The organism is Phycicoccus sp. Soil803 (assembly GCF_001429685.1).
Lineage (GTDB): Bacteria > Actinomycetota > Actinomycetes > Actinomycetales > Dermatophilaceae > Pedococcus.
In genome coordinates, this window is sequence record NZ_LMST01000001.1 from 865,709 (window position 1) to 884,246 (window position 18,538).

16 protein-coding genes are annotated in these 18,538 nt (G+C 71.1%); 9 read left to right on the forward strand and 7 right to left on the reverse strand.

The features are described 5' to 3' along the window. Positions 1-37: 37 nt before the first annotated feature. On the forward strand, positions 38-898 hold the full coding sequence (gene rsmI / locus ASG95_RS04085; protein WP_057376662.1) for a 16S rRNA (cytidine(1402)-2'-O)-methyltransferase: 861 nt from the start codon (positions 38-40) through the stop codon (positions 896-898). Here rsmI and ASG95_RS04090 read toward each other — a convergent pair. The 3 genes from ASG95_RS04090 to ASG95_RS04100 form a co-directional block, all read right to left on the reverse strand. Next, positions 891-1,664, reverse strand: coding sequence for a CPBP family intramembrane glutamic endopeptidase (locus ASG95_RS04090; protein WP_057376663.1), 774 nt, complete (start codon positions 1,662-1,664; stop codon positions 891-893). The two genes, rsmI and ASG95_RS04090, sit on opposite strands and share 8 nt — an antisense overlap. A 49-nt stretch (positions 1,665-1,713) precedes the next feature. Continuing rightward, positions 1,714-2,313: a DUF4126 domain-containing protein gene (locus ASG95_RS04095; RefSeq protein WP_057376664.1), complete on the reverse strand. Its 600-nt coding sequence runs from the start codon at positions 2,311-2,313 to the stop codon at positions 1,714-1,716. A gap of 142 nt (positions 2,314-2,455) precedes the next feature. Beyond that, positions 2,456-3,100 carry a hypothetical protein gene (locus ASG95_RS04100; protein WP_057376665.1) on the reverse strand — a complete coding sequence of 215 codons (645 nt, stop codon included), beginning with the start codon at positions 3,098-3,100 and terminating at the stop codon, positions 2,456-2,458. A gap of 187 nt (positions 3,101-3,287) precedes the next feature. Here ASG95_RS04100 and ASG95_RS04105 point away from each other — a divergent pair, with 187 nt between their 5' ends. The 3 genes from ASG95_RS04105 (at position 3,288) to ASG95_RS04115 (ending at position 7,038) form a co-directional block, all read left to right on the forward strand. After that, positions 3,288-5,387, forward strand: coding sequence for a sensor histidine kinase (locus ASG95_RS04105; RefSeq protein ID WP_057376666.1), 2,100 nt, complete (start codon positions 3,288-3,290; stop codon positions 5,385-5,387). Next, positions 5,384-6,061, forward strand: coding sequence for a response regulator transcription factor (locus ASG95_RS04110; protein ID WP_057378709.1), 678 nt, complete (start codon positions 5,384-5,386; stop codon positions 6,059-6,061). Before ASG95_RS04105 ends, ASG95_RS04110 begins: the two co-directional genes overlap by 4 nt. A gap of 122 nt (positions 6,062-6,183) precedes the next feature. Continuing rightward, positions 6,184-7,038, forward strand: coding sequence for a glycerophosphodiester phosphodiesterase family protein (locus ASG95_RS04115; protein WP_057376667.1), 855 nt, complete (start codon positions 6,184-6,186; stop codon positions 7,036-7,038). Positions 7,039-7,178: 140 nt separating this feature from the next. Here the strand turns inward: ASG95_RS04115 and ASG95_RS04120 are convergent, their stop codons facing one another. Beyond that, positions 7,179-7,742, reverse strand: a complete 564-nt coding sequence (locus ASG95_RS04120) for a hypothetical protein (RefSeq protein WP_057376668.1) — start codon at positions 7,740-7,742, stop codon at positions 7,179-7,181. 186 nt (positions 7,743-7,928) lie between these two features. Next, positions 7,929-8,873, reverse strand: coding sequence for a hypothetical protein (locus tag ASG95_RS04125; protein WP_235543349.1), 945 nt, complete (start codon positions 8,871-8,873; stop codon positions 7,929-7,931). A 208-nt stretch (positions 8,874-9,081) separates the two neighbouring features. On the opposite strand from ASG95_RS04125, the gene metG reads away from it, so the two are divergent. The 4 genes from metG to rsmA all read left to right on the forward strand — a co-directional run bounded on the left by metG (position 9,082) and on the right by rsmA (position 14,211). Next, a complete protein-coding gene (metG, locus tag ASG95_RS04130; RefSeq protein WP_057376670.1) occupies positions 9,082-10,929 on the forward strand; it encodes a methionine--tRNA ligase in 1,848 nt (615 codons plus the stop codon). Then, entirely contained in the window at positions 10,916-11,776 is an 861-nt protein-coding gene (locus tag ASG95_RS04135) for a TatD family hydrolase (RefSeq protein ID WP_057378710.1), read from the forward strand. The genes metG and ASG95_RS04135 overlap by 14 nt, the downstream gene beginning before the upstream one ends. A 321-nt stretch (positions 11,777-12,097) precedes the next feature. Further along, the gene (locus ASG95_RS04140) at positions 12,098-13,216 is read left to right on the forward strand and encodes a resuscitation-promoting factor (protein ID WP_057376671.1); all 1,119 of its coding nucleotides are present in this window, start codon (positions 12,098-12,100) and stop codon (positions 13,214-13,216) included. A 128-nt stretch (positions 13,217-13,344) separates the two neighbouring features. Continuing rightward, positions 13,345-14,211 carry a 16S rRNA (adenine(1518)-N(6)/adenine(1519)-N(6))-dimethyltransferase RsmA gene (gene rsmA / locus ASG95_RS04145; protein ID WP_056923156.1) on the forward strand — a complete coding sequence of 289 codons (867 nt, stop codon included), beginning with the start codon at positions 13,345-13,347 and terminating at the stop codon, positions 14,209-14,211. A gap of 12 nt (positions 14,212-14,223) precedes the next feature. Here the strand turns inward: rsmA and ASG95_RS04150 are convergent, their stop codons facing one another. Together ASG95_RS04150 and ASG95_RS04155 are read right to left on the reverse strand one after the other, a co-directional pair. Continuing rightward, positions 14,224-16,746: a DUF4153 domain-containing protein gene (locus ASG95_RS04150; protein WP_200961865.1), complete on the reverse strand. Its 2,523-nt coding sequence runs from the start codon at positions 16,744-16,746 to the stop codon at positions 14,224-14,226. Beyond that, complete coding sequence (locus ASG95_RS04155) at positions 16,743-17,447, reverse strand: response regulator transcription factor (RefSeq protein WP_235543351.1); 705 nt, start codon at positions 17,445-17,447, stop codon at positions 16,743-16,745. The genes ASG95_RS04150 and ASG95_RS04155 overlap by 4 nt, the downstream gene beginning before the upstream one ends. Before the next feature lie 153 nt (positions 17,448-17,600). On the opposite strand from ASG95_RS04155, the gene ASG95_RS04160 reads away from it, so the two are divergent. Beyond that, positions 17,601-18,536 carry a 4-(cytidine 5'-diphospho)-2-C-methyl-D-erythritol kinase gene (locus tag ASG95_RS04160; RefSeq protein ID WP_057376672.1) on the forward strand — a complete coding sequence of 312 codons (936 nt, stop codon included), beginning with the start codon at positions 17,601-17,603 and terminating at the stop codon, positions 18,534-18,536. Positions 18,537-18,538: the final 2 nt, after the last annotated feature.

Genomic DNA, 18,538 nt, shown 5'->3' on the forward strand with positions numbered 1-18,538 from the left:
CCAGGGTGTTCAGGGTGCAGGCTGACAGGATGGCGACGTGACCTCCGACCACGGCGTCCTCGTCCTCGCCGCGACACCGATCGGCGACCCCAGGGATGCCGCCCCCCGGCTGGCCGAGGAGATCGCCACCGCGGACGTGGTGGCCGCCGAGGACACCCGTCGGCTCCGCCGGCTCTGCAACGACCTCGGCATCACGCCGAGCGGCGCGGTCCTCAGCTACCACGAGCACAACGAGGCCTCGCGCACGCCGGAGCTGGTCGAGCGGCTCCGTGCCGGAGCGCGGGTGGTGGTCGTGACGGACGCCGGTATGCCGTCCGTGTCGGACCCCGGGTACCGCTTGGTCGACGCCGCGGTGACGGCCGGCATCCGGGTGACCTGCGTGCCCGGCCCCAGCGCCGTCCTGATGGCCCTGGCCGTGTCGGGCCTGCCAGTCGACCGGTTCTGCTTCGAGGGGTTCCTCCCGCGCAAGCCCGGCGAGAAGGCGCGGGGCCTGGCAGCGCTGGCTGACGAGCGTCGGACGATGGTCTTCTTCGAGGCACCCCACCGCATCGACGCGACGCTCCTGGCCATGGCGGAGGCCTTTGGCGCCGACCGGCGGGCGGCGGTGTGTCGTGAGCTGACCAAGACCTACGAGGAGGTGCGGCGCGGCGGGCTGGCGGAGCTGGCCGCGTGGGCGGCCGACGGGCTCCGTGGCGAGATCACCGTGGTGGTGGCCGGCGCGACCCCGGCGGTGACCACCGTCGAGGAGGCGCTGCCCGGCATACAGGAGCGTGTTCTCGCAGGTGAGCGGCTCAAGGACGTGTGCGCCGACGTCGCCGCGGCCACCGGGTTGTCGAAGAAGATCCTCTACGACGCCGCGCTGGCCGCGCGCCGCCCGGCCCCGGGCGTGCCTAGCTGAGCCAGGCCAGGTGGTTCTTGAGCAGGGCGTAGCCCACGAAGGCCACCACGTCGAGCAGGGTGTGGGCCACCACGAGCGGCCCCACCCGCCGCGTGCGCGTGTAGATCCAGCCGAAGACCAGACCCATCACGACGTTGCCGACGAACCCGCCGAACCCCTGGTAGAGGTGGTACGACCCGCGGATCAGCGCAGACGTGACGACGACGGCCGGCAGTGACCACCCCGCGCGCAACCAGCGGGTGTAGAGGTACCCGACCATGACGACCTCCTCCAGCACGGCGTTCTGTGCTGCCGCGAGGATGAGCACCGGGATCGTCCACCAGACGTCGGTGAGGTTGGCCGCGGCGATGGTCGTGTTGAGGCCGAGCGCCCGGGCAGCCGCATAGAGGCCGAGCCCGGGGAGGCCGACCGCGGCGGCCAGGGCGACCCCCCGCACGAGGTCGCGTCCCGGCTGGCGCAGGTCGAACCCGATCGCGTGCCGCGCGTCGGGGCGGTCCCGGGCCAACAGGTAGAGCGCGAGCGCGACCGGCACGAGGGCGAGCGCGATGCCGACCAGCTGGTACGCCAGGTCGAGCCACGGCCGGTCGGGGGTGACGGAGGAGTTCATCGCCGTCGTCTGCTGGTTGAGCGGCACGTTGCGGGTGAGCTTGTTGACCAGGGACAGCAACGCGTAGATGCCGGACGACCCGAGGCTGACCCCGAGGACAAGCACGGTCTCGGTGACCAGCGCACGACGCGTGGGCGGTGGGGCTGCGGCGACGGTCATGGGGCCATCCTCGCGGTCCCGGCTGGACGAATCATGCAAGCGCGGCCCGTCAGGCCAGGGCTGCGCGGCCGTCCCGTCTCTTGCGCCATCGGCGCACCTTGAGCCAGAGCCACACCAGCAGCCAGGCGAGCAGCACCAGGAACAGCACGACCAGCACCGGGATGAAGACCGCCACGAGGCTCAGCCCGATCGACGCCCCGTCCTCGACGGTCGAGGCGATGGGGGCGCCGAAGCCCAGCGTCCCGGCGTTGATCGCCGGTCGGGCCACGGTCTTCCCGCCGTGCACCAGTCCGGAGACGATGATGCCGAGGACCACCCCCACCCAGGGGTTCTGCGTCATCCAGGTCGAGTTGTCGAGCCCCTCGGCCGCGGAGGTCGCGGCGAAGACCAGGCCGCCCATGCTGGGCCGGATGAACGTCTGCACGGCGTCGTTGACGGTGTCGACCGCGGGGATCTTGTCGAGCACCACCTCGGTGAGCAGCAGCACCGCACCGATGCCGATGGCCCACCACGACTCGATCCACGAGTACGACTGGGGCAGCGTGAGGAAGTCGGTGAACCGCGCGATCAGGGCGACGACGAGGAACGGGATGTAGGCGTTGAGGCCCGCTGCCGCGGACAACCCCATGCCGGTCAGTGCGGCGATCATCGGCCACCTCCTGTGCGGGTGCGGTGCACCTGTGAAGACATGTCTACTCGACGCGGCTGCCCGGTGCGCGGTTCCGAGGGCGGTTCCGCAGACAGAGGTATGCCGCGTGCGGGAGTCCGCACGCGGCATACCCCTGGGTCAGTCAGCTGCCGTCGGCCTGCTTGCGGGCCACGATCTGGCCGAGGACGGCGTAGCCGATGACCAGGTGGGCAGCGCCGACCCAGCGGGCCACGCCCTCCCCGAAGATGCCCATGGTCGGGACGGTGACGACGGCCCAGCTCTCGGCGACCAGCGGGTAGAACCGGGACAGGCCCTGCCAGCGGCCGGCGACGGCGATGCGGATGCCGATGAGGAACATGCCCAGCATGGAGATCGGCCAGAACATGTCGAGCGCCAGCGACGCGGGGTTGTCGAGGTTCGTCAGGCCGAAGAAGTCGGACGCGGTGGAGGCCATCGCCAGCGCGAGCGCCCCCGCCTCGATCCGGAGCACCGTGCGGGCAGCCCTGCCGGAGCCGATCGCGTTGCTGCGCCACAGGGCCCGCACCAGGCTGAGGACTCCGACCTGGAAGAGGAAGGCGCTCGCGTTGTGGGCGTACTGGTAGGCGGTTCCCTCGCTGTTGAGGCCGAACACGACGATCATGCTCGACCACGCGAGGGCGCCGACCGTGAGCATCGTGCCGTGGCGGAAGTAGGGACGCTGGGTCAGTGGCACGGTGGGCGTCGGGCGAGCGGTGGCGCTGGTTGTCACGTCCGAACGCGCCGGTGCGGAGGTCTTCGTGAGCGACATGGTCGGTCTCCTTGGTCTGTCTCGAATGAGTGGTCGGCACCCGGTCGGTGCCGTTGCCGAGAACTCTGCGGCGCCCCACGACCCGGGCGTCAGGGCCCGGCGTCCCGTTCCGCGTCCTGACGTTGTCCCGTCGGATCGGGACAGCAATCCCCTGACGACGGGACACCGGCGTTGGCACACTGGCGAGGTGACCGCCGTGCCAGCCCTGCGCGCCGCCCAGGCCCCGGGTCCTGCCGCGCCCGGCCCGGACGCCCGCCAGCGGCACCTCGTGGTGCCCGGTCTGCTGGTGACGGCGTTGGTCGCCCTCGTCGTCGGGTGCGTGCTGCTCGATGCGAGGTCGACCGACGCCGAGCGTGCGCTCTACGTCTCGGAACGCGGCGTGGTCAGTGGGGCCATCGGTGCGCTCGTGGGGCTGTGCGGTGCCGCGATCCTCACCTTCCGTCCGCGGCACGTCGTCGGGCTGGTGCTCGCAGGTGCCGGCGCCTTCTGGGCGCTCGACGGTTTCTGCGAGTCGTATGCCGTGGTGGGCCTCCACGAGCAACCGATCCTTCCGCTCACCGGCCTGGCCTACTGGGTCGTCTCCGAGGCTGGGTCGCTGCTGCTGGTGGCCCTGCCCCTGGTGCTCGTGCTCTACCCGACGGGTCGCCTGCCGGAGGGCCGCTGGCGCACCCTGGCGGTGGCCGCCCTGGTCATGTCGCTCACCCTGCCGCTCAGCCTCGTCCTGGCCCCGGACAGCACGATCTACGAGGGCCGGCTCCCGGACGAGGTGGTGCGGCTGCTCCCGCAGGTCGCCCTGCCGTGGTCCGACGCGGTGGCGGTCGCCGCGCTCCATGTCGGCCAGGTGCTGACCCTGCTCGCGATGCCGCTGGCCGCCGCCACGGTCTTCGCCCGGCACTCGCACTCGACCGGGGTGGAGCGCACCCAGCTGCGCTGGCTGCTCTGGGCCGCGATCGTCTGCCTGCTCGCCGGCGGCGTGATGCTGCTCGACGTCAACGGGCCGGTCGGGTTCGCCGCCCTCGTCCTGGCCCTCGTGGCGACCAGCGTCTCGGTCGTCGTCGGAGTGGTGCGGCCGGAGACCGGCGACATCGACGCCCTCGTCGGGGGAACCCTCGTCTACGGCGGGATCGCTGCACTGTTCGTCCTGCTCGACCTCGGCGTCGTGGCTGCGGCGGCGGCCCTGCTCGGCGACCGGTTCGAGGAGCGGCAGGTGACGGTGCTCGTGCTGGTCCTGGCCGTCGCGGCATACGGTCCGCTGCGATCCTGGCTCACGGCGCAGGTGCGGCGTCGCGTGTTGGGAAGGCGGGGGGAGCGGTACGAGGTGGTCTCGGCCCTGGCCGAACGCCTCGAGGAGTCCGGCGGGCTCGAAGAGCAGCTGCCGGCGCTCGCGGCGAGCGTGGCCGAGGCGTTCCGGGTGCCGTTCGTGCGCGTTGAGGTGCTCGGACCCGGGGGGCAGGGAATGGCGGCCACGCACGGGACCGAGCCGACGGCGAGCCGGTCGTTCCCCATCACCTACCGCGGTGAGCGGATCGGGTCGATCGAGCTACCCGACGGGGGCATCCGGGGGATGCTCTCGCGGCGCGACCAGGTGCTGCTCGTCGACGTCGTCCGTCAGGCCGCCATCGCGGTGCGCAGCAGCCTGTTGGCCCGAGAGCTGCAGGAGTCGCGCGAACAGCTGGTGCTCGCGCGCGAGGAGGACCGGCGGCGCATCCGACGCGACCTGCACGACGGCCTCGGACCGGTCCTCGGTGGTGTGGCGATGCGCCTCGACGCGGCCGGCAACGCCGTCGACTCCGACCCGGCCACCGCCCATCGACTCGTGGTCCAGTCGCGTGCCGAGATCACCGAGGCGCTCGCCGACGTGCGGCGGCTCGTGCACGGACTGCGCCCGCCCGCCCTCGACGACCTCGGCCTGCTGGCCGCCGTCGAGCAGCAGGCCGACCGCACCCGTGCCGCGGGACTCGAGGTCTCGGTCCGCGCCGACGACGTCGCCGGACTGCCCGCGGCCGTGGAGGTCGCGGCATACCGGATCGTCTCGGAGGCGCTCGCGAACGTCGCCCGCCACGCCCGCGCGAGGTCGTGCACGGTGATGCTTGCGACCGGACCGGCCGACCTGGCCGTGGAGGTGCGCGACGACGGACGCGGCATCGCGCCGGACGTCGTGGCAGGCGTCGGGCTCCGGTCGTTGCGCGAGCGGGCCGAGGAGCTCGGGGGGCGCTACGAGGTGGTGTGCCCGCCCGGTGGTGGGACGACGGTGCGGGCCTGGCTGCCGGTGGGAGGCAACGGATGACGGACGACGGACTCGGGGCAGGTGGTCGCCCCGTGCGGGTGCTGATCGCCGACGACCACCCGATCTTCCGCGACGGGCTCGCGACGTTGCTCGAACCGCACCCGGACATCGAGGTCGTCGGGCGGGCCGCCGACGGCGCCGAGGCGGTCGCCCTCGCGGCCGAGCACCGCCCCGACGTCATCGTCATGGACATCCAGATGCCGCACGTCAACGGGATCGAGGCGACCCGGCGGGTGTTGGCCGAGCAGCCGGGTGTCGGGGTGCTGGTCTTCACGATGGGGGAGGACGACGGCACCCTCCTCTCGGCGATGCGCGCCGGCGCGCGGGGCTACCTGGTCAAGGGAGCCGCGCAGGACGAGGTGGTGCGCGCGATCACCGCCGTCGCTGCGGGAGGCGTGGTGTTCGGGGCGTCCCTGGCCGCCCGCATCGGCGACCTGCTGTCGCCGTCGCCCGCGCGGCAGGCCACCGAGTTCCCGATGCTCACCGAGCGCGAGCGGGAGGTGCTCGACCTGATCGCCGCGGGGCGCTCCAACGGACAGATCGCCGCCGAGCTGTTCCTCGCGCCGAAGACCGTCCGCAACAACGTGTCGGCGATCCTGTCGAAGCTCCAGGCGACCGATCGGGCCGAGGTCATCATCCGCGCGCGGGACGCCGGGATGGGCCAGCGCGACTGACCGTTCGTCGATTGGTGAGCGCTCTGCGGCCCACGGCCGGGCCTGGTCTGGGAGGGTGGAATGTCTGGATGTAACCGCTTACATCCGATTCGTCCCCAACACACCTGAAGGAGTGTGGACCCATGTCCGGACCGCGCAGACTCGCGATCCTGCTGCTCGCGGCAGCCACCCTGCTCGGCTTCGCGCCGGGATCGGCATCCGCAGCCGACTCCCACCGCGTCGCCAACATCGCCCACCGGGGTTCCGGCGCGATGGCACCGGAGAACACGCTGGCCTCGGTGCTGCTGGCCCTCCAGCAAGGCGCCGACTACATCGAGAACGACATCATGCGGACCAGCGACGGGGCGCTCGTGATCATGCACGACCTCACGTTGGCCCGGACCACGAACGTGGAGCAGGTCTTCCCGGACCGTGCGCCGTGGAACACGAAGGACTTCACCCTCGCCGAGATCAAGCAGCTCGATGCCGGCTCGTGGTTCAGTGCCTCGTATGCCGGTCAGCGGGTGCCGACGCTGCGCGAGTGGGTGGAGGCCGTCGGGTCCCGCGCCGGGATGCTGCTCGAGGCCAAGGACCCCTGGGCGTTCCCGGGCATCGAGCTCGACATCGACAAGGAGCTGCGGTCGATCCCCGCGTTCGGGAAGGCCCTGGCCTCCGGTCGCGTCATCATGCAGGCCGGCGACGAGCCGTGGCTGCGGAGCTACCACGACCTGGCTCCCGACGTGCCGGTCGGACTGCTCTACTACACGCGCCCGACCGACGAGCAGCTCGTCTCGGCCAGCACCTGGCTGGACTCGGTGCACCCGGCCCTGGGCAACATCGACCAGGGGATCGTCGACCGTGCGCACGCGCTCGGGTTGGACATCCACGTGTGGACCGTCAACTTCGGCGGTGACATGAGCCGCGGCATCACCTGGGGCGTGGACGGGATCATCACCGACTACCCCTCGGTGCTGCGCGACATCCTGCGCAAGGGCTGACGTCGTCGGCGGGGACGGTGTCCGCAACCACCGTCCCCGTCAGGCGTTCGCCCCGTCCCTGCAGGATTCGGCCAATTGCCCGCTTCCAAGCGCCTACGGCCCGTCAAGGCCGGCAGAACTCGGCCAATTGGCCGCCTTCGTCAGCCCAAGAGCGGGCCGACGAGGTCAGCGCAGAAGTCGACCTCGGTGAACCGGCCGTTCAGCGCCGTGACGACCGGGTCGCCGATCTGCTCGCCGCCGGGCTGTCCGTCGCCGAGCAGGTCGTACGTCGTGACCAACCGCAGGGTGCCGGAGTCGCGGTAGACCACTTGGCCCGCACTGTCGCGGACCGTGAACGAGGCCCCCGAGGTCTTGGAGTCGAAGCTCCAGATGTTGCCCTCGAGGTGCGTGCCGCTGGTCTCGCGGAACAGGCTCCGGTTGCTGATCGTGAACCACCGCCCGTTGGCCGGGTTGGTGAACGTGTCCACCGCGGACAGCTGCTGCCAGCCCAGGTAGGCCTCGTCGGTGCCCTTGATCGTGCGGATCGTGAAGCCACCGTGGCCTTCGGCCGTGTGGTCGATGGTGATGCCGCACTCGTCGAAGGTCTCGGCGAAGGTGAACTCGAAGCGGTCGTGGCTGTACATGGCTGCGTTCGCGGGGGTCGCGACGACAACGGCAAGGGCAGCGGCGGCAACGGCGGCCCGGGCGATGGTCCTGCGGATCATGGGTTCCTCCTCCGATGGGTGGTCCTGCGCTCCTCACGGTCCTCGCCCCTACGTGGCCTCACATCGGGAAAAACCCGTAGTCCTTCTCGCAGTCGTGCAACCGGCCAATTGCCCGCTTCTCCGCGAGAATCAGGCCTGTCAGCCCAAGGAATCGGCCAATCGCCCGCTTCTGCGGTGCGGTGCGGCTCACGCTGCCGCGCGGCCAGGGAAGTGGCGCCGCCACTCCGGCGAAACACTCGCCGCCACCCTGATGCCGCGAGACCGCATGGCCGCCTCGATACGTGAGAGGACTCCTCCCGGATCGCCATACACCTGCGATCCCACGACGACGACGAACTTCCAGTCCTGCGCCTCCAGGTCCTCGCGCCGGAGCAGGTCGCCCTCCCACTGTCCTACGCGCTCGATGTGGTGACGGCCGTCGAACTCGATGCCCAGCCGTTGGTCCGGGAAGGAAAGGTCGATGCGGTACTGCACCTGACCGTCGACATCCACGACCTCGAAGTTGACCACCGGCTCCGGGAGGCCGGCCAGGATGATCAGCATGCGCAGCCTGCTCTCCATGGGGGAGTCGACCTTCTCCCGGACGAACGACGCGGCGCGGGCCACCAGCGCGCGGTGTGTTCCGGTCCAAACCTTCGCTGCCTCGCGGAGGCGTTCGGGGGTCGTGGCCCCGGCCCGAACCAACGAGTCACCGAGCACGACGAGGTCCACGAGGTCTGACCACCGGCCCATGTCGAGGAACGTGCGCTCGGGGCTGGTGACCGGGAAACCTCGACGCCTCACCGAAGGAGGCATCGTCTTGACCCGATGCGGCCGGATTCCCGCGACCTTGGGTCGGTTGAGGTTGGGCATGGTCAGGTGGATGTCACTGGAGTCCGGGGGAATCGCCCCCCAGAGCCGCGCCGCGGTGTGGTGGGTGACGACGGACCGCGCGGGTGCAACGGTCAGCGCCGCGAGCGTACGCATGACAAGCGTGGGTTCCACGGTCGCCGAGAGGTGCACGCCCCGAAACACCTGTTGGTATGCCGCGCCGGCCAGCTCGACGTCGGTGACGCCCGCAGCCAGAGCCTCGGCTCTGGTGAATGGCACCTGAGGGTCGAACGCCCGGGCGGGAAGTGAGCGACGCGGCATACCTCAAGGGTGAAGGTCCGCCGCGGACGCGCCGTCGGTTTTCCACAACGCCATGGAAAAGCGGGCGATTGGCCGAAAGCTAGGGGGCTGGGAGGCGGCTGGCCCTGCGAAGTCGGGCAATTGGCCGAAAGTCGGCGGAGCGTGCGGCAGCGGGGCGGGTCTCGACAGCGGCCGAAATGCGTTTGGCGGCCACCCCTAGGATTCAGGTGTGTCCAAAGTCCTGTCTGCTGTCGCCTGGCCGTACGCCAACGGTCCCCGGCACCTCGGCCACGTGGCCGGGTTCGCCGTGCCCTCCGACGTCTTCAGCAGGTACATGCGGATGGCCGGCCACGACGTGCTCATGGTCAGCGGCTCCGACGAGCACGGCACCCCGATCCTCGTCCTCGCGGACAAGGAGGGTGTGACACCGCAGCAGCTGGTCGACACCAACCACGCGATCATCGCCGCCGAGCTGGCCGACCTCGGCTGCTCCTACGACCTCTACACGCGCACCACGACGGCCAACCACTACTCGGTCGCGCAGGAGCTGTTCACCCAGGTCTGGAAGAACGGCTACATGGTCGAGCAGACCACGAGCGGTGCGATCTCACCGTCGACCGGGCGGACCCTGCCCGACCGCTACATCGAGGGCACCTGCCCGATCTGCTCCTACCCCGAGGCGCGCGGCGACCAGTGCGACAACTGCGGCAACCAGCTCGAGCCCACGGACCTGATCAACCCGCGGTCGAAGATCAACGGCGAGGTGCCGGAGTTCATCGAGACGCAGCACTTCTTCCTCGACCTCCCCGCGCTGGCCGACGCCCTGCGCGAGTGGCTGGCGGGTCGCGAGGAGAGCGGCACCTGGCGACCGAACGTCATCAAGTTCAGCCTGAACATCCTCGACGACATCCGCCCGCGCGCGATGACCCGCGACATCGACTGGGGCATCCCCGTGCCCCTCGACGGGTGGCGCGACAACCCCGCCAAGAAGCTCTACGTCTGGTTCGACGCCGTGATCGGCTACCTGTCCGCATCGGTCGAGTGGGCCCGTCGCCAGGGCGACGCCGAGCGCTGGCGCGAGTGGTGGAACGACCCCGAGGCGCTGTCCTACTACTTCATGGGCAAGGACAACATCACCTTCCACTCCCAGATCTGGCCGGCCGAGCTCCTCGGGTATGCCGGTCGCGGCAGTCGTGGGGGCGAGCCCGGTGAGTTCGGGGTGCTCAACCTGCCGACCGAGGTCGTGTCGAGCGAGTACCTCACCATGGAGGGCAAGCAGTTCTCCACGTCCCGGGGCTACGTCATCTACATCCGCGACGTGCTGGAGCGCTACGGCCCGGATGCGATCCGCTACTACATCTGCGCCGCCGGACCCGAGAACCAGGACGCCAACTTCACCTGGGCCGAGTTCGTCCAGCGCAACAACACCGAGCTCGTCGCCGGCTGGGGCAACCTGGTCAACCGCACGGCCGCGATGGTCGCGAAGAGCTTCGGTGAGATCCCGCAGCCGGGGCCCCTGGAGCCGGTCGACGAGGCGGTCCGCGCCAAGGTGCTGGCCGCGTTCGACGTCGTCGGCGACCTGCTGGCCAAGCAGCGGATCAAGTCCGCGGTCGCCGAGGCGATGCGGACCGTCGGCGAGGTGAACAAGTACGTCACCGACACCGAGCCGTTCAAGCTCAAGGGTGACGACCAGCGCGAACGGCTGGCCACCGTGCTGCACACGCTCACCCAGTGCGTGGCCGATCTCAACCGCATCCTGGCGCCGTTCCTGCCGCACTCGTCCAACGCCGTGCACGCGGCGTTCGGCGGTGGCGACGACGCCTTCATGCCGATGCCGGTGCTCCAGGACGTCTCGGGACTGGACGAGGGTGACGCCGACCGCAGCTACCCGATCATCACCGGCGAGTACTCACAGACCCCCCGCTGGGAGTCCCAACCCGTGGTCATCGGGGCGACTGTGGTGAAGCCCACACCGATCTTCACCAAGCTCGACGAGGCCGTCGTCGAGGAGGAGCTCGCCCGGCTCCGCGACGATGCCCCGGGTGAGGGCGACACCCCTGGTGATGGCGAAGGCTGACCCGGGGAAGGGGGGTCACCACCGGGTGCCCGATGCTCCCGACCCCCTGCCGATCCCGGTCGTGGACAACCACACGCACCTCGACATCGCCCGGGACGGCGAAGGGGCGCCCGACGTGGCGGCCGCGATCGCGGCCGCCAAGGCGGTCGGCGTGGACCGGCTGGTGCAGATCGGCTGCGACCTGCCGGGAGCACGGTTCACCGTCGAGATGGTCGACCGGCACCCCGCGATGCTGGGCGGCATCGCCCTGCACCCCAACGAGGCTCCGAAGCTCGCCGAGGCTGGGACCCTCGACGCGGCATACGCGGAGATCGAGGAGCTGGCCGCGCACCCGAGAGTGCGGGTCATCGGCGAGACCGGGCTGGACTACTACCGCACCGGACCGGATGGCGTTGGGGTGCAACAGGACTCGTTCCGCTGGCACATCGACCTCGCCAAGCGCACCGGCAAGGCGCTGCAGATCCACGACCGGGACTCCCACGACGACGTGCTGCGCATCCTCGAGGAGGAGGGGGCGCCTGACCGGACCGTCATGCACTGCTTCTCCGGCGACGTCTCGATGGCGCGCACCTGCGCCGACCGTGGGTACTACCTGTCGTTCGCCGGCACGGTGACCTTCAAGAACGCCCGCGGACTGCGTGACGCGCTGTCGGTGACGCCGCTCGACCGGGTCATGGTCGAGACGGACGCGCCGTACCTCACGCCCGCGCCCTGGCGCGGCGCGACCAACGCGCCGTACCTCGTGCCGCTCACGGTCCGGGCGATGGCGGGGGTCATGGGCGTCGCGGTGCCGACCCTCTGCCAGGCCGTGAGCGACAACGCGGAGGCCGTCTACGGCCCCTGGTGAGACCCCCGCGGACGACCCGCGGTGCCCCGCGGACGACGTGCGGACGACCCGCGGAGGGCCCCGCCCACGACCCTGCGAATCACATCGATGTGGCTTGGCGAAACCCGGACTCTTCCGTTACCAAAATTTGACCTTTGCCGAAAAGGTGGTCATGGTGGATGACTGTTGGCCGGGGTCAGACCCTCCCGGTGACGCGACCAGGGGTTGTTCAACCGCCACGACGGCGGACCAGAGCGGCCCCTCTGCCTTTGTCCCAGGTACCACCGGGACACGGGCCGCGACACCGCACTGATGCCCGGGGAGTACGAACTCTGGAGCATTGTGATCACCCGTCCCGTTCGACGCATCGCCCAAGCCGCGGTCGTCACCAGCCTCGTCGCTGGCGCCGTCGGCGTTTCGCACCTTGACAAGTCCGTCACCCTCTCGGTGGACGGCAAGGCCTCGACAGTCCACGCCTTCGGCAGCACTGTCGGTGACATCCTCAAGAAGCAGGACATCTCGATTCGTGAGCACGACGTGGTCGTCCCGGCACCTGGCACCCAGGTCGCCGATGGCCAGAAGATCGTGGTCCGCTACGGACGCAAGCTCACCGTCACCATCGACGGACGCACGCGCGACTACTGGACCACCGCCACCACCGTCTCGGCCGCGCTGCAGGAGCTCGGCATCCGCGCCGACTCCGCCAAGCTGTCGGCCTCCCGTTCCATGCCGCTCGGCCGCCAGGGCCTGGTCCTCTCCGTGACCACGCCCAAGCAGGTCGTCGTCCGGGTCGACGGCAAGAACCGCACCGCGACCACCACCGGCGCGACCGTCGCTGACGTGCTGTCCGAGCTGAAGATCACCAAGGACGCCGACGACCGGGTCAAGCCCGGTGCGACGACCGCGGTCACGCCCGGCCTGAAGATCGCAGTCCTGCGGGTGACCTCCACGCGGGTCAAGGAGACGAAGGCCATCGCGCCGCCGGTCACCAAGCGCTCGGACTCGAGCCTCTACAAGGACCAGACCAAGACCATCAAGGCCGGCTCCGCTGGCGCCAAGGTCGTCACCTACAAGGTGACCAAGGTCGACGGCAAGGTCGAGAGCAAGAAGATCATCTCGGCCACCGTGACGCAGCAGCCAGTCGGCCGGATCGTCGCCGTGGGCACGAAGTCCCGTCCGACCCGCGACGCGGGCGACACCTCCGGCGCCGGCATCAACCTGTCCAACGCCGCCATGTGGGACCGGATCGCCGAGTGCGAGTCCGGCGGCAACTGGTCGATCAACACCGGCAACGGCTACTACGGCGGCCTGCAGTTCAGCATCAGCTCGTGGCTGGCCAACGGCGGGGACGACTTCGCGTCGCGCCCCGACCTGGCCTCGCGGGCGGAGCAGATCACCGTCGCCAACCGCTACTACGCCAAGGCCGGTCTCGGCCCGTGGGGTTGCGCGCACGCTGCCTGACCCGCAGACACCTCCGGGGCTTCACCCCTGAAAGGTCCGTCTCACCCGAGAACGTTTGTCGGGTGAGGCGGACCTTTGTCCCATGACCCGATAAAGGTGGGGCGCGGGTGTCCCCTAGAGTCGGCGCCATGGTCGAGCAGAGCGGGTTCCTCGGAGCCGCCCAGATCCGGGAGATCGCCGCCGACCTGGGTCTGCGCCCGACCAAGCAGTGGGGCCAGAACTTCGTGGTCGACGCCAACACGGTGAAGCGGATCGTGCGCCTGGCCGGGGTGACCGCCGACGACTCCGTGGTCGAGGTGGGCCCTGGCCTGGGGTCGCTCACCCTCGCGCTGCTGCCTGAGGTCGGCCACGTCACGGCGGTGGAGGTGGACCCGAACCTCGCCCAAGCCCTGCCGGGCACGGTGCGCCGGCTCGCACCGGCATACGCGGACCGCCTGACACTCGTGCACGCAGACGCGATGCAAGTGCGCGAGCTGCCCGACCCACAGCCCACCGCCCTCGTCGCGAACCTGCCCTACAACGTCTCCGTGCCCGTCGTGTTGAACTTCCTCGAGGCGTTCCCCACCCTCGAACGCGTGCTCGTGATGGTGCAGCTCGAGGTCGCCGAGCGACTCGCGGCCAAGCCCGGCTCGAAGGCCTACGGGGTGCCGAGCGTCAAAGCCGCCTGGTATGCCGCGGTGCGGCTCGCGGGGACCGTGCCCCGCAGCGTCTTCTGGCCGGTGCCGAACGTCGAGTCCGGCCTGGTGCTGCTCGAACGACGCGCCGCTCCCATCACCACGGCGAGCCGGCGCGACACCTTCACCTGCATCGACGCCGCGTTCGCGCAGCGGCGCAAGACCCTGCGCGCCGCCCTGGCGGGGTGGGCGGGGTCGGCGCCCCGGGCCGAGGAGTGCCTGCGGGCGGCCGGGATCGACCCCCGGACGCGCGGCGAGCAGCTGGGGATCGAGGAGTTCGCCGCCATCGCGACCGCCCGGGCCGCACTCACCCCCGCCTAGGTCCGCCCACGGTCAGCGGGTCGGGTGGCAGACGTCGCCTGCGGGCTCGCTGGTGGCGATCGGCCGCTCGGCCAGCAGGTCACGGGCCCGAGCCCGGCCGAGGTTCCACTCCAGCCAGTCGTCGCCGGACGGCCTGGACAGCTCGCCCGTCCCGGTGACGCAGGCGAACGGCTCCTGGGGCAGCTTCCAGATCGCCGGGTAGGCGTCCGTCGACAGGTTGGCCAGGTAGAGGTAGTCGGTCCCGATCGTCGAGTCGGGCCGGGCCAGGTTCTGCTCCGCGATGTAGAGGTCGGGGTTGAAGACGGCGAGCCCCAACAGGCCGACCGCCCCGAGCCGCACCGCCATCGGCACCAGCCAGCCGCGTGCCTTCACGACGCCGGCCGCCATCACCAGCAGCACCACCGCACCGAGCCAGCCCTCGAAGACCGACACGAGCAGCCGGAGCCGGGTGAAGCCGTAGGCCTCTTCGTAGAGGTGCATCCGGTGCAGGGCCGAGACCACCACCACGATGGTCATGGCGCAGAGCAAGCCGAGGGCGAGGTCACGGGTGCGGCCCGGCGTGGCCTTGCGGGCGGCCCACGCGACCACCGTCACGGTGAGGATCGTCGCGACGGTGAGCTGGCCGAACCCCTCGTGCACGTAGTCGGCGTAGGTGAGCCCGGTCGTGCGCTGCAGGTAGGCGTGTCCGCCGAACAGGGCCGTGGCCTGGGCGACGAGGAACAGCAGGAACACCGCGTTGACGACCGTCACCGGCGCCAGCCACTCGAACTGCCGGCGGCTGGGTCGCAGGGGCAGCTGCAGTCGGTCTACGGTCGGCGGAGCCATGCTGACGTATGCCGCGGCAAGCGTCCCAGCCGCGATGAACAGGGCCAGGACCACGCGGGCCGGCAGGTCGTTCCAGGTGATGTCGGGGGTGACGCTGTCGACCCAGGAGGCGAACAGCGCGTCAGCGGAGGCGAAGAGCGCACCGAAGACGAGCAGCAGCACCACCGAGACGAGGGCGGTCCGGGCGGCCGGGAGCCACGCCGCGACGCTGGTGCGGGGCTTGAGGGTGCGTCCGAGCCACGGCAGGCCGCGCAGGCTCGCGAACGGGACGGCCGCGGCGGTCGCCAGCAGCCCCACCACACTGCGGGCCCGGGTCGAGTTCACGGCGACGAGCGCGAGGCCGGCGAGCAGGCAGAGGATGGTGATCCACTCCGCGTCCCGCAGCACCAGCGTCGCCAACAGCAGCGCTACGATCGCGGCATCCAGGCCGTCGCGCCAGGACCAGCGCGGCTGTGCACCGACGGCGGTGCGGGCCGCGAAGACGGTCCCGACGACCGCGGCGAACACCAGGGCAGTGCCGAGTCCCTCACTGCGGTCGGGGATGACGATGGCGGCGGCGGCACCGGTGACCAGCGCTGCGGTGACGATCGCGGGACGGCGGCGCGGTGCGTCCGGCCACCACGACGCGAGCGAGTCGCGCGGCGGTGTGGGCGGGCTCTCCGGGAGCGGGGCGGGTGGGGTGAGGGTGCTCATGACGGGCTCCTTCGTGGTGGTCGGACGGTCCGCATCCGTCGGAAGCAGGACGTTGATGCGGCAGCCCCGGTCGCTGTCGGCGACGGCGATGCTGCCGCCGTGCAGCTGGGCGACCCACCGCGAGATGGCCAGACCGAGGCCGGTGCCGCTGTTGTGGGCAGCGCTGGTGGTGAAGCGCTCGAAGACGGCTCGGCGGTCCGAGGCCGCGATGCCGGGTCCTTCGTCGGCGACGGCGACCAGCACGTCCCCTCCGGCAGCCTCGGCGCTGACCTGGACCAGGCCGCCCGACGGGCTGTGCCGCGAGGCGTTGTCGATGAGGTTCGCGAGCAGCTGGTGCAGCCGGTCGGGGTCGGCGGGCACGGTCAGGGTCTCGGGCTCGACCGTCACGGCGTAGCGCAGCCCGTCGACCCGACCCTGCGCGACCGCCTCGGTCAGGAAGTCCGCCAGGCGGATCTCCTTGACCCGCAACGGTGTCACGCCTTCCTCGACGCGCGAGAGGTCGAGCAGGTCGTTGACCAGCCGGCCGAGGCGCTCGGTCTGGGCGAGGGCGAGGCGGAGCTCCTCGGGTCCCGGCTCGGAAACCCCGTCGACGAGGTTCTCGAGCACCGCCTGGAGGGCGGAGATCGGCGTCCGCAGCTCGTGCGAGACGTTGGCCACGAGGTCGCGACGCTGGCGGTCGACGAGCTCGAGCGTGGCGGCCATCCGGTTGAACGCCCTGGCCAGCTCACCGACCTCGTCGCGGGAGGTGGCGTGCACCCGCTGTGAGTAGTCGCCGGTCGCCATCCGCTGGGCGGCATTCGTCATCTCACGCAGCGGCGACGTCATGCCGCGGGCCAGGAGCTGGGTGACGCCGAGTGCGGCGAGGACCGCGACCGGCACGGTCGCCCACGGCGACAGCCCCGCTCGGGTGCCCACGACGGCCAGGACCGACGCGACCGTGACGGTCACGGCGACGAGCAGGCCGAGCTTGACCTTGATCGACCGGATGCTGTCGAGCGGGCGCACGTCGTACCTCACCGCCCCACCTCCAACGCGTAACCGACACCGTGCACGGTGCGCAGGAGGTCGGCGCCGAGCTTGCGGCGCAACGACTTCACGTGGCTGTCGACCGTGCGGGTGCCGGAGGCGTCGGCCCAGCCCCACACCTCGGCGAGCAGCGCCTCGCGGGTCAGCACGGTGCCGGGCCGGGCGGCCAGGCACGCGAGCAGGTCGAACTCGGTGGGGGTCAGGTGCACCTCGTCGTCGCGCGACCAGACCCGCCGTTGCGCGCCGTCGATCCGCAGCCCGTTGACGTCGACCGTGGGCGGGACCGTGCCGGCGCCCCCTCCGGCACCGGCGGCGGCCGCGCGCTCGACCCGTCGCAGCAGGGCCCGGATCCGGGCCACCAGCTCACGCATGGAGAACGGCTTGGTCATGTAGTCGTCGGCGCCGATCCCCAACCCCACGAGCAGGTCGGTCTCGTCGTCGCGCGCGGTGAGCATCAGCACGGGCACCGGACGCTCGGCCTGGAGCCGGCGGCACACCTCGTGGCCGTCGAGGCCGGGGAGCATCACGTCGAGCACCACGACCTCGGGATCCCAGGCCGCGGCGCGGTCGAGGGCGACCAGCCCGTCGTGCACCTGCTCGACGTCGAAGCCCTCGGCGACCAGCCGGGCAGCGATCGCCTCGGCGATGGTGGGTTCGTCCTCGACGACCAGGACGCGGGGCTTGGTGCTCACATTCTCGAGAGTAGGAGAGTGACCGCGCAGGGGAGGCGCAGATGGTGTGAAGGTTCTGTGCAGATGTCCCGATCCGCGCTGCGTCGCGGGCCCCCGCCGGAGCGCGGACCAGCCGATCCGCGCGGTGACCCGCACCCCGTTAGGGTGGCGGCCATGACCTCTGCAGCCCTGCCGCCGTCGTCGGTGACGGTGCGCGTCCCTGCGAAGGTCAACCTCGAGCTCCTCGTCGGCGCACCGCGGGACGACGGCTACCACCCGCTCTCGACGATCTTCCACGCCGTCAACCTCTTCGACGAGGTGACGGTGATGAGCGCGCCCGAGTGGGGGATCGCCGTGTCGGGCCCGCAGTCCCTCGGCGTGCCGGTCGACGGCACCAACCTCGCGGCGCGGGCGGCGCAGCGGCTGGCGGAGGTCGGCGGGGTCGACGAACCCGTGCACATCACCATCCGCAAGGACATCCCCGTCGCGGGTGGGATGGCCGGGGGTTCCGCCGACGCCGCCGCCACCCTGGTCGCCTGCGACCACCTCTGGGGCACCGGCCTGAGCCGGCCCGAGCTCGAGGAGATCGCCGCGAGCCTCGGGAGTGACGTCCCTTTCCTGCTCGGCGGCGGCACCGCCATGGGGTCGGGGCGTGGTGAGGTCCTCGCGCCGGTGCTCGCGCGGGGCAGCTACCACTGGGTGTTCGCCCTCAGCGAGGGCGGGCTCTCCACGCCCGCCGTGTATGCCGAGTGCGACCGGCTGCGTGGCGACCGTCCCGTCCCGGAGCCCTCACCGAGCCCGGAGATGATGACGGCCCTGCGCTCCGGCGATGCCCGCGCCCTGGGTGCGGCCCTCACCAACGACTTGCAGGCGGCGGCGATCTCCCTGATGCCCGCGCTGGGTGACGTGCTCGACGCGGGGCTGGAGTTCGGTGCCCTGGGTGGCATCGTGTCCGGGTCCGGCCCGACCATCGCCTTCGTCGCAGAGTCCAACGAGGCGGCCCTCGACCTGGCCGTGTCCCTCACCGCCTCCGGCGCCGTGCAGGACGTACGCCGCGCAACGGGTCCGGCCCATGGCGCCCACGTGATCAGCGCCCCGCGGCCGGGCTGACC

What these genes read in the sequence shown, in the direction of transcription:
- ASG95_RS04110 (WP_057378709.1), top strand. Translation starts at nt 5,384, where the DNA reads ATGACGGACGACGGACTCGGGGCAGGTGGTCGCCCCGTGCGGGTGCTG.
- ASG95_RS04100 (WP_057376665.1), bottom strand. Translation starts at nt 3,100, where the DNA reads ATGTCGCTCACGAAGACCTCCGCACCGGCGCGTTCGGACGTGACAACC.
- ASG95_RS04115 (WP_057376667.1), top strand. Translation starts at nt 6,184, where the DNA reads ATGTCCGGACCGCGCAGACTCGCGATCCTGCTGCTCGCGGCAGCCACC.
- ASG95_RS04120 (WP_057376668.1), bottom strand. Translation starts at nt 7,742, where the DNA reads ATGATCCGCAGGACCATCGCCCGGGCCGCCGTTGCCGCCGCTGCCCTT.
- ASG95_RS04135 (WP_057378710.1), top strand. Translation starts at nt 10,916, where the DNA reads ATGGCGAAGGCTGACCCGGGGAAGGGGGGTCACCACCGGGTGCCCGAT.
- rsmA (WP_056923156.1), top strand. Translation starts at nt 13,345, where the DNA reads ATGGTCGAGCAGAGCGGGTTCCTCGGAGCCGCCCAGATCCGGGAGATC.
- ASG95_RS04090 (WP_057376663.1), bottom strand. Translation starts at nt 1,664, where the DNA reads ATGACCGTCGCCGCAGCCCCACCGCCCACGCGTCGTGCGCTGGTCACC.
- ASG95_RS04160 (WP_057376672.1), top strand. Translation starts at nt 17,601, where the DNA reads ATGACCTCTGCAGCCCTGCCGCCGTCGTCGGTGACGGTGCGCGTCCCT.
- ASG95_RS04095 (WP_057376664.1), bottom strand. Translation starts at nt 2,313, where the DNA reads ATGATCGCCGCACTGACCGGCATGGGGTTGTCCGCGGCAGCGGGCCTC.
- ASG95_RS04125 (WP_235543349.1), bottom strand. Translation starts at nt 8,873, where the DNA reads ATGCCGCGTCGCTCACTTCCCGCCCGGGCGTTCGACCCTCAGGTGCCA.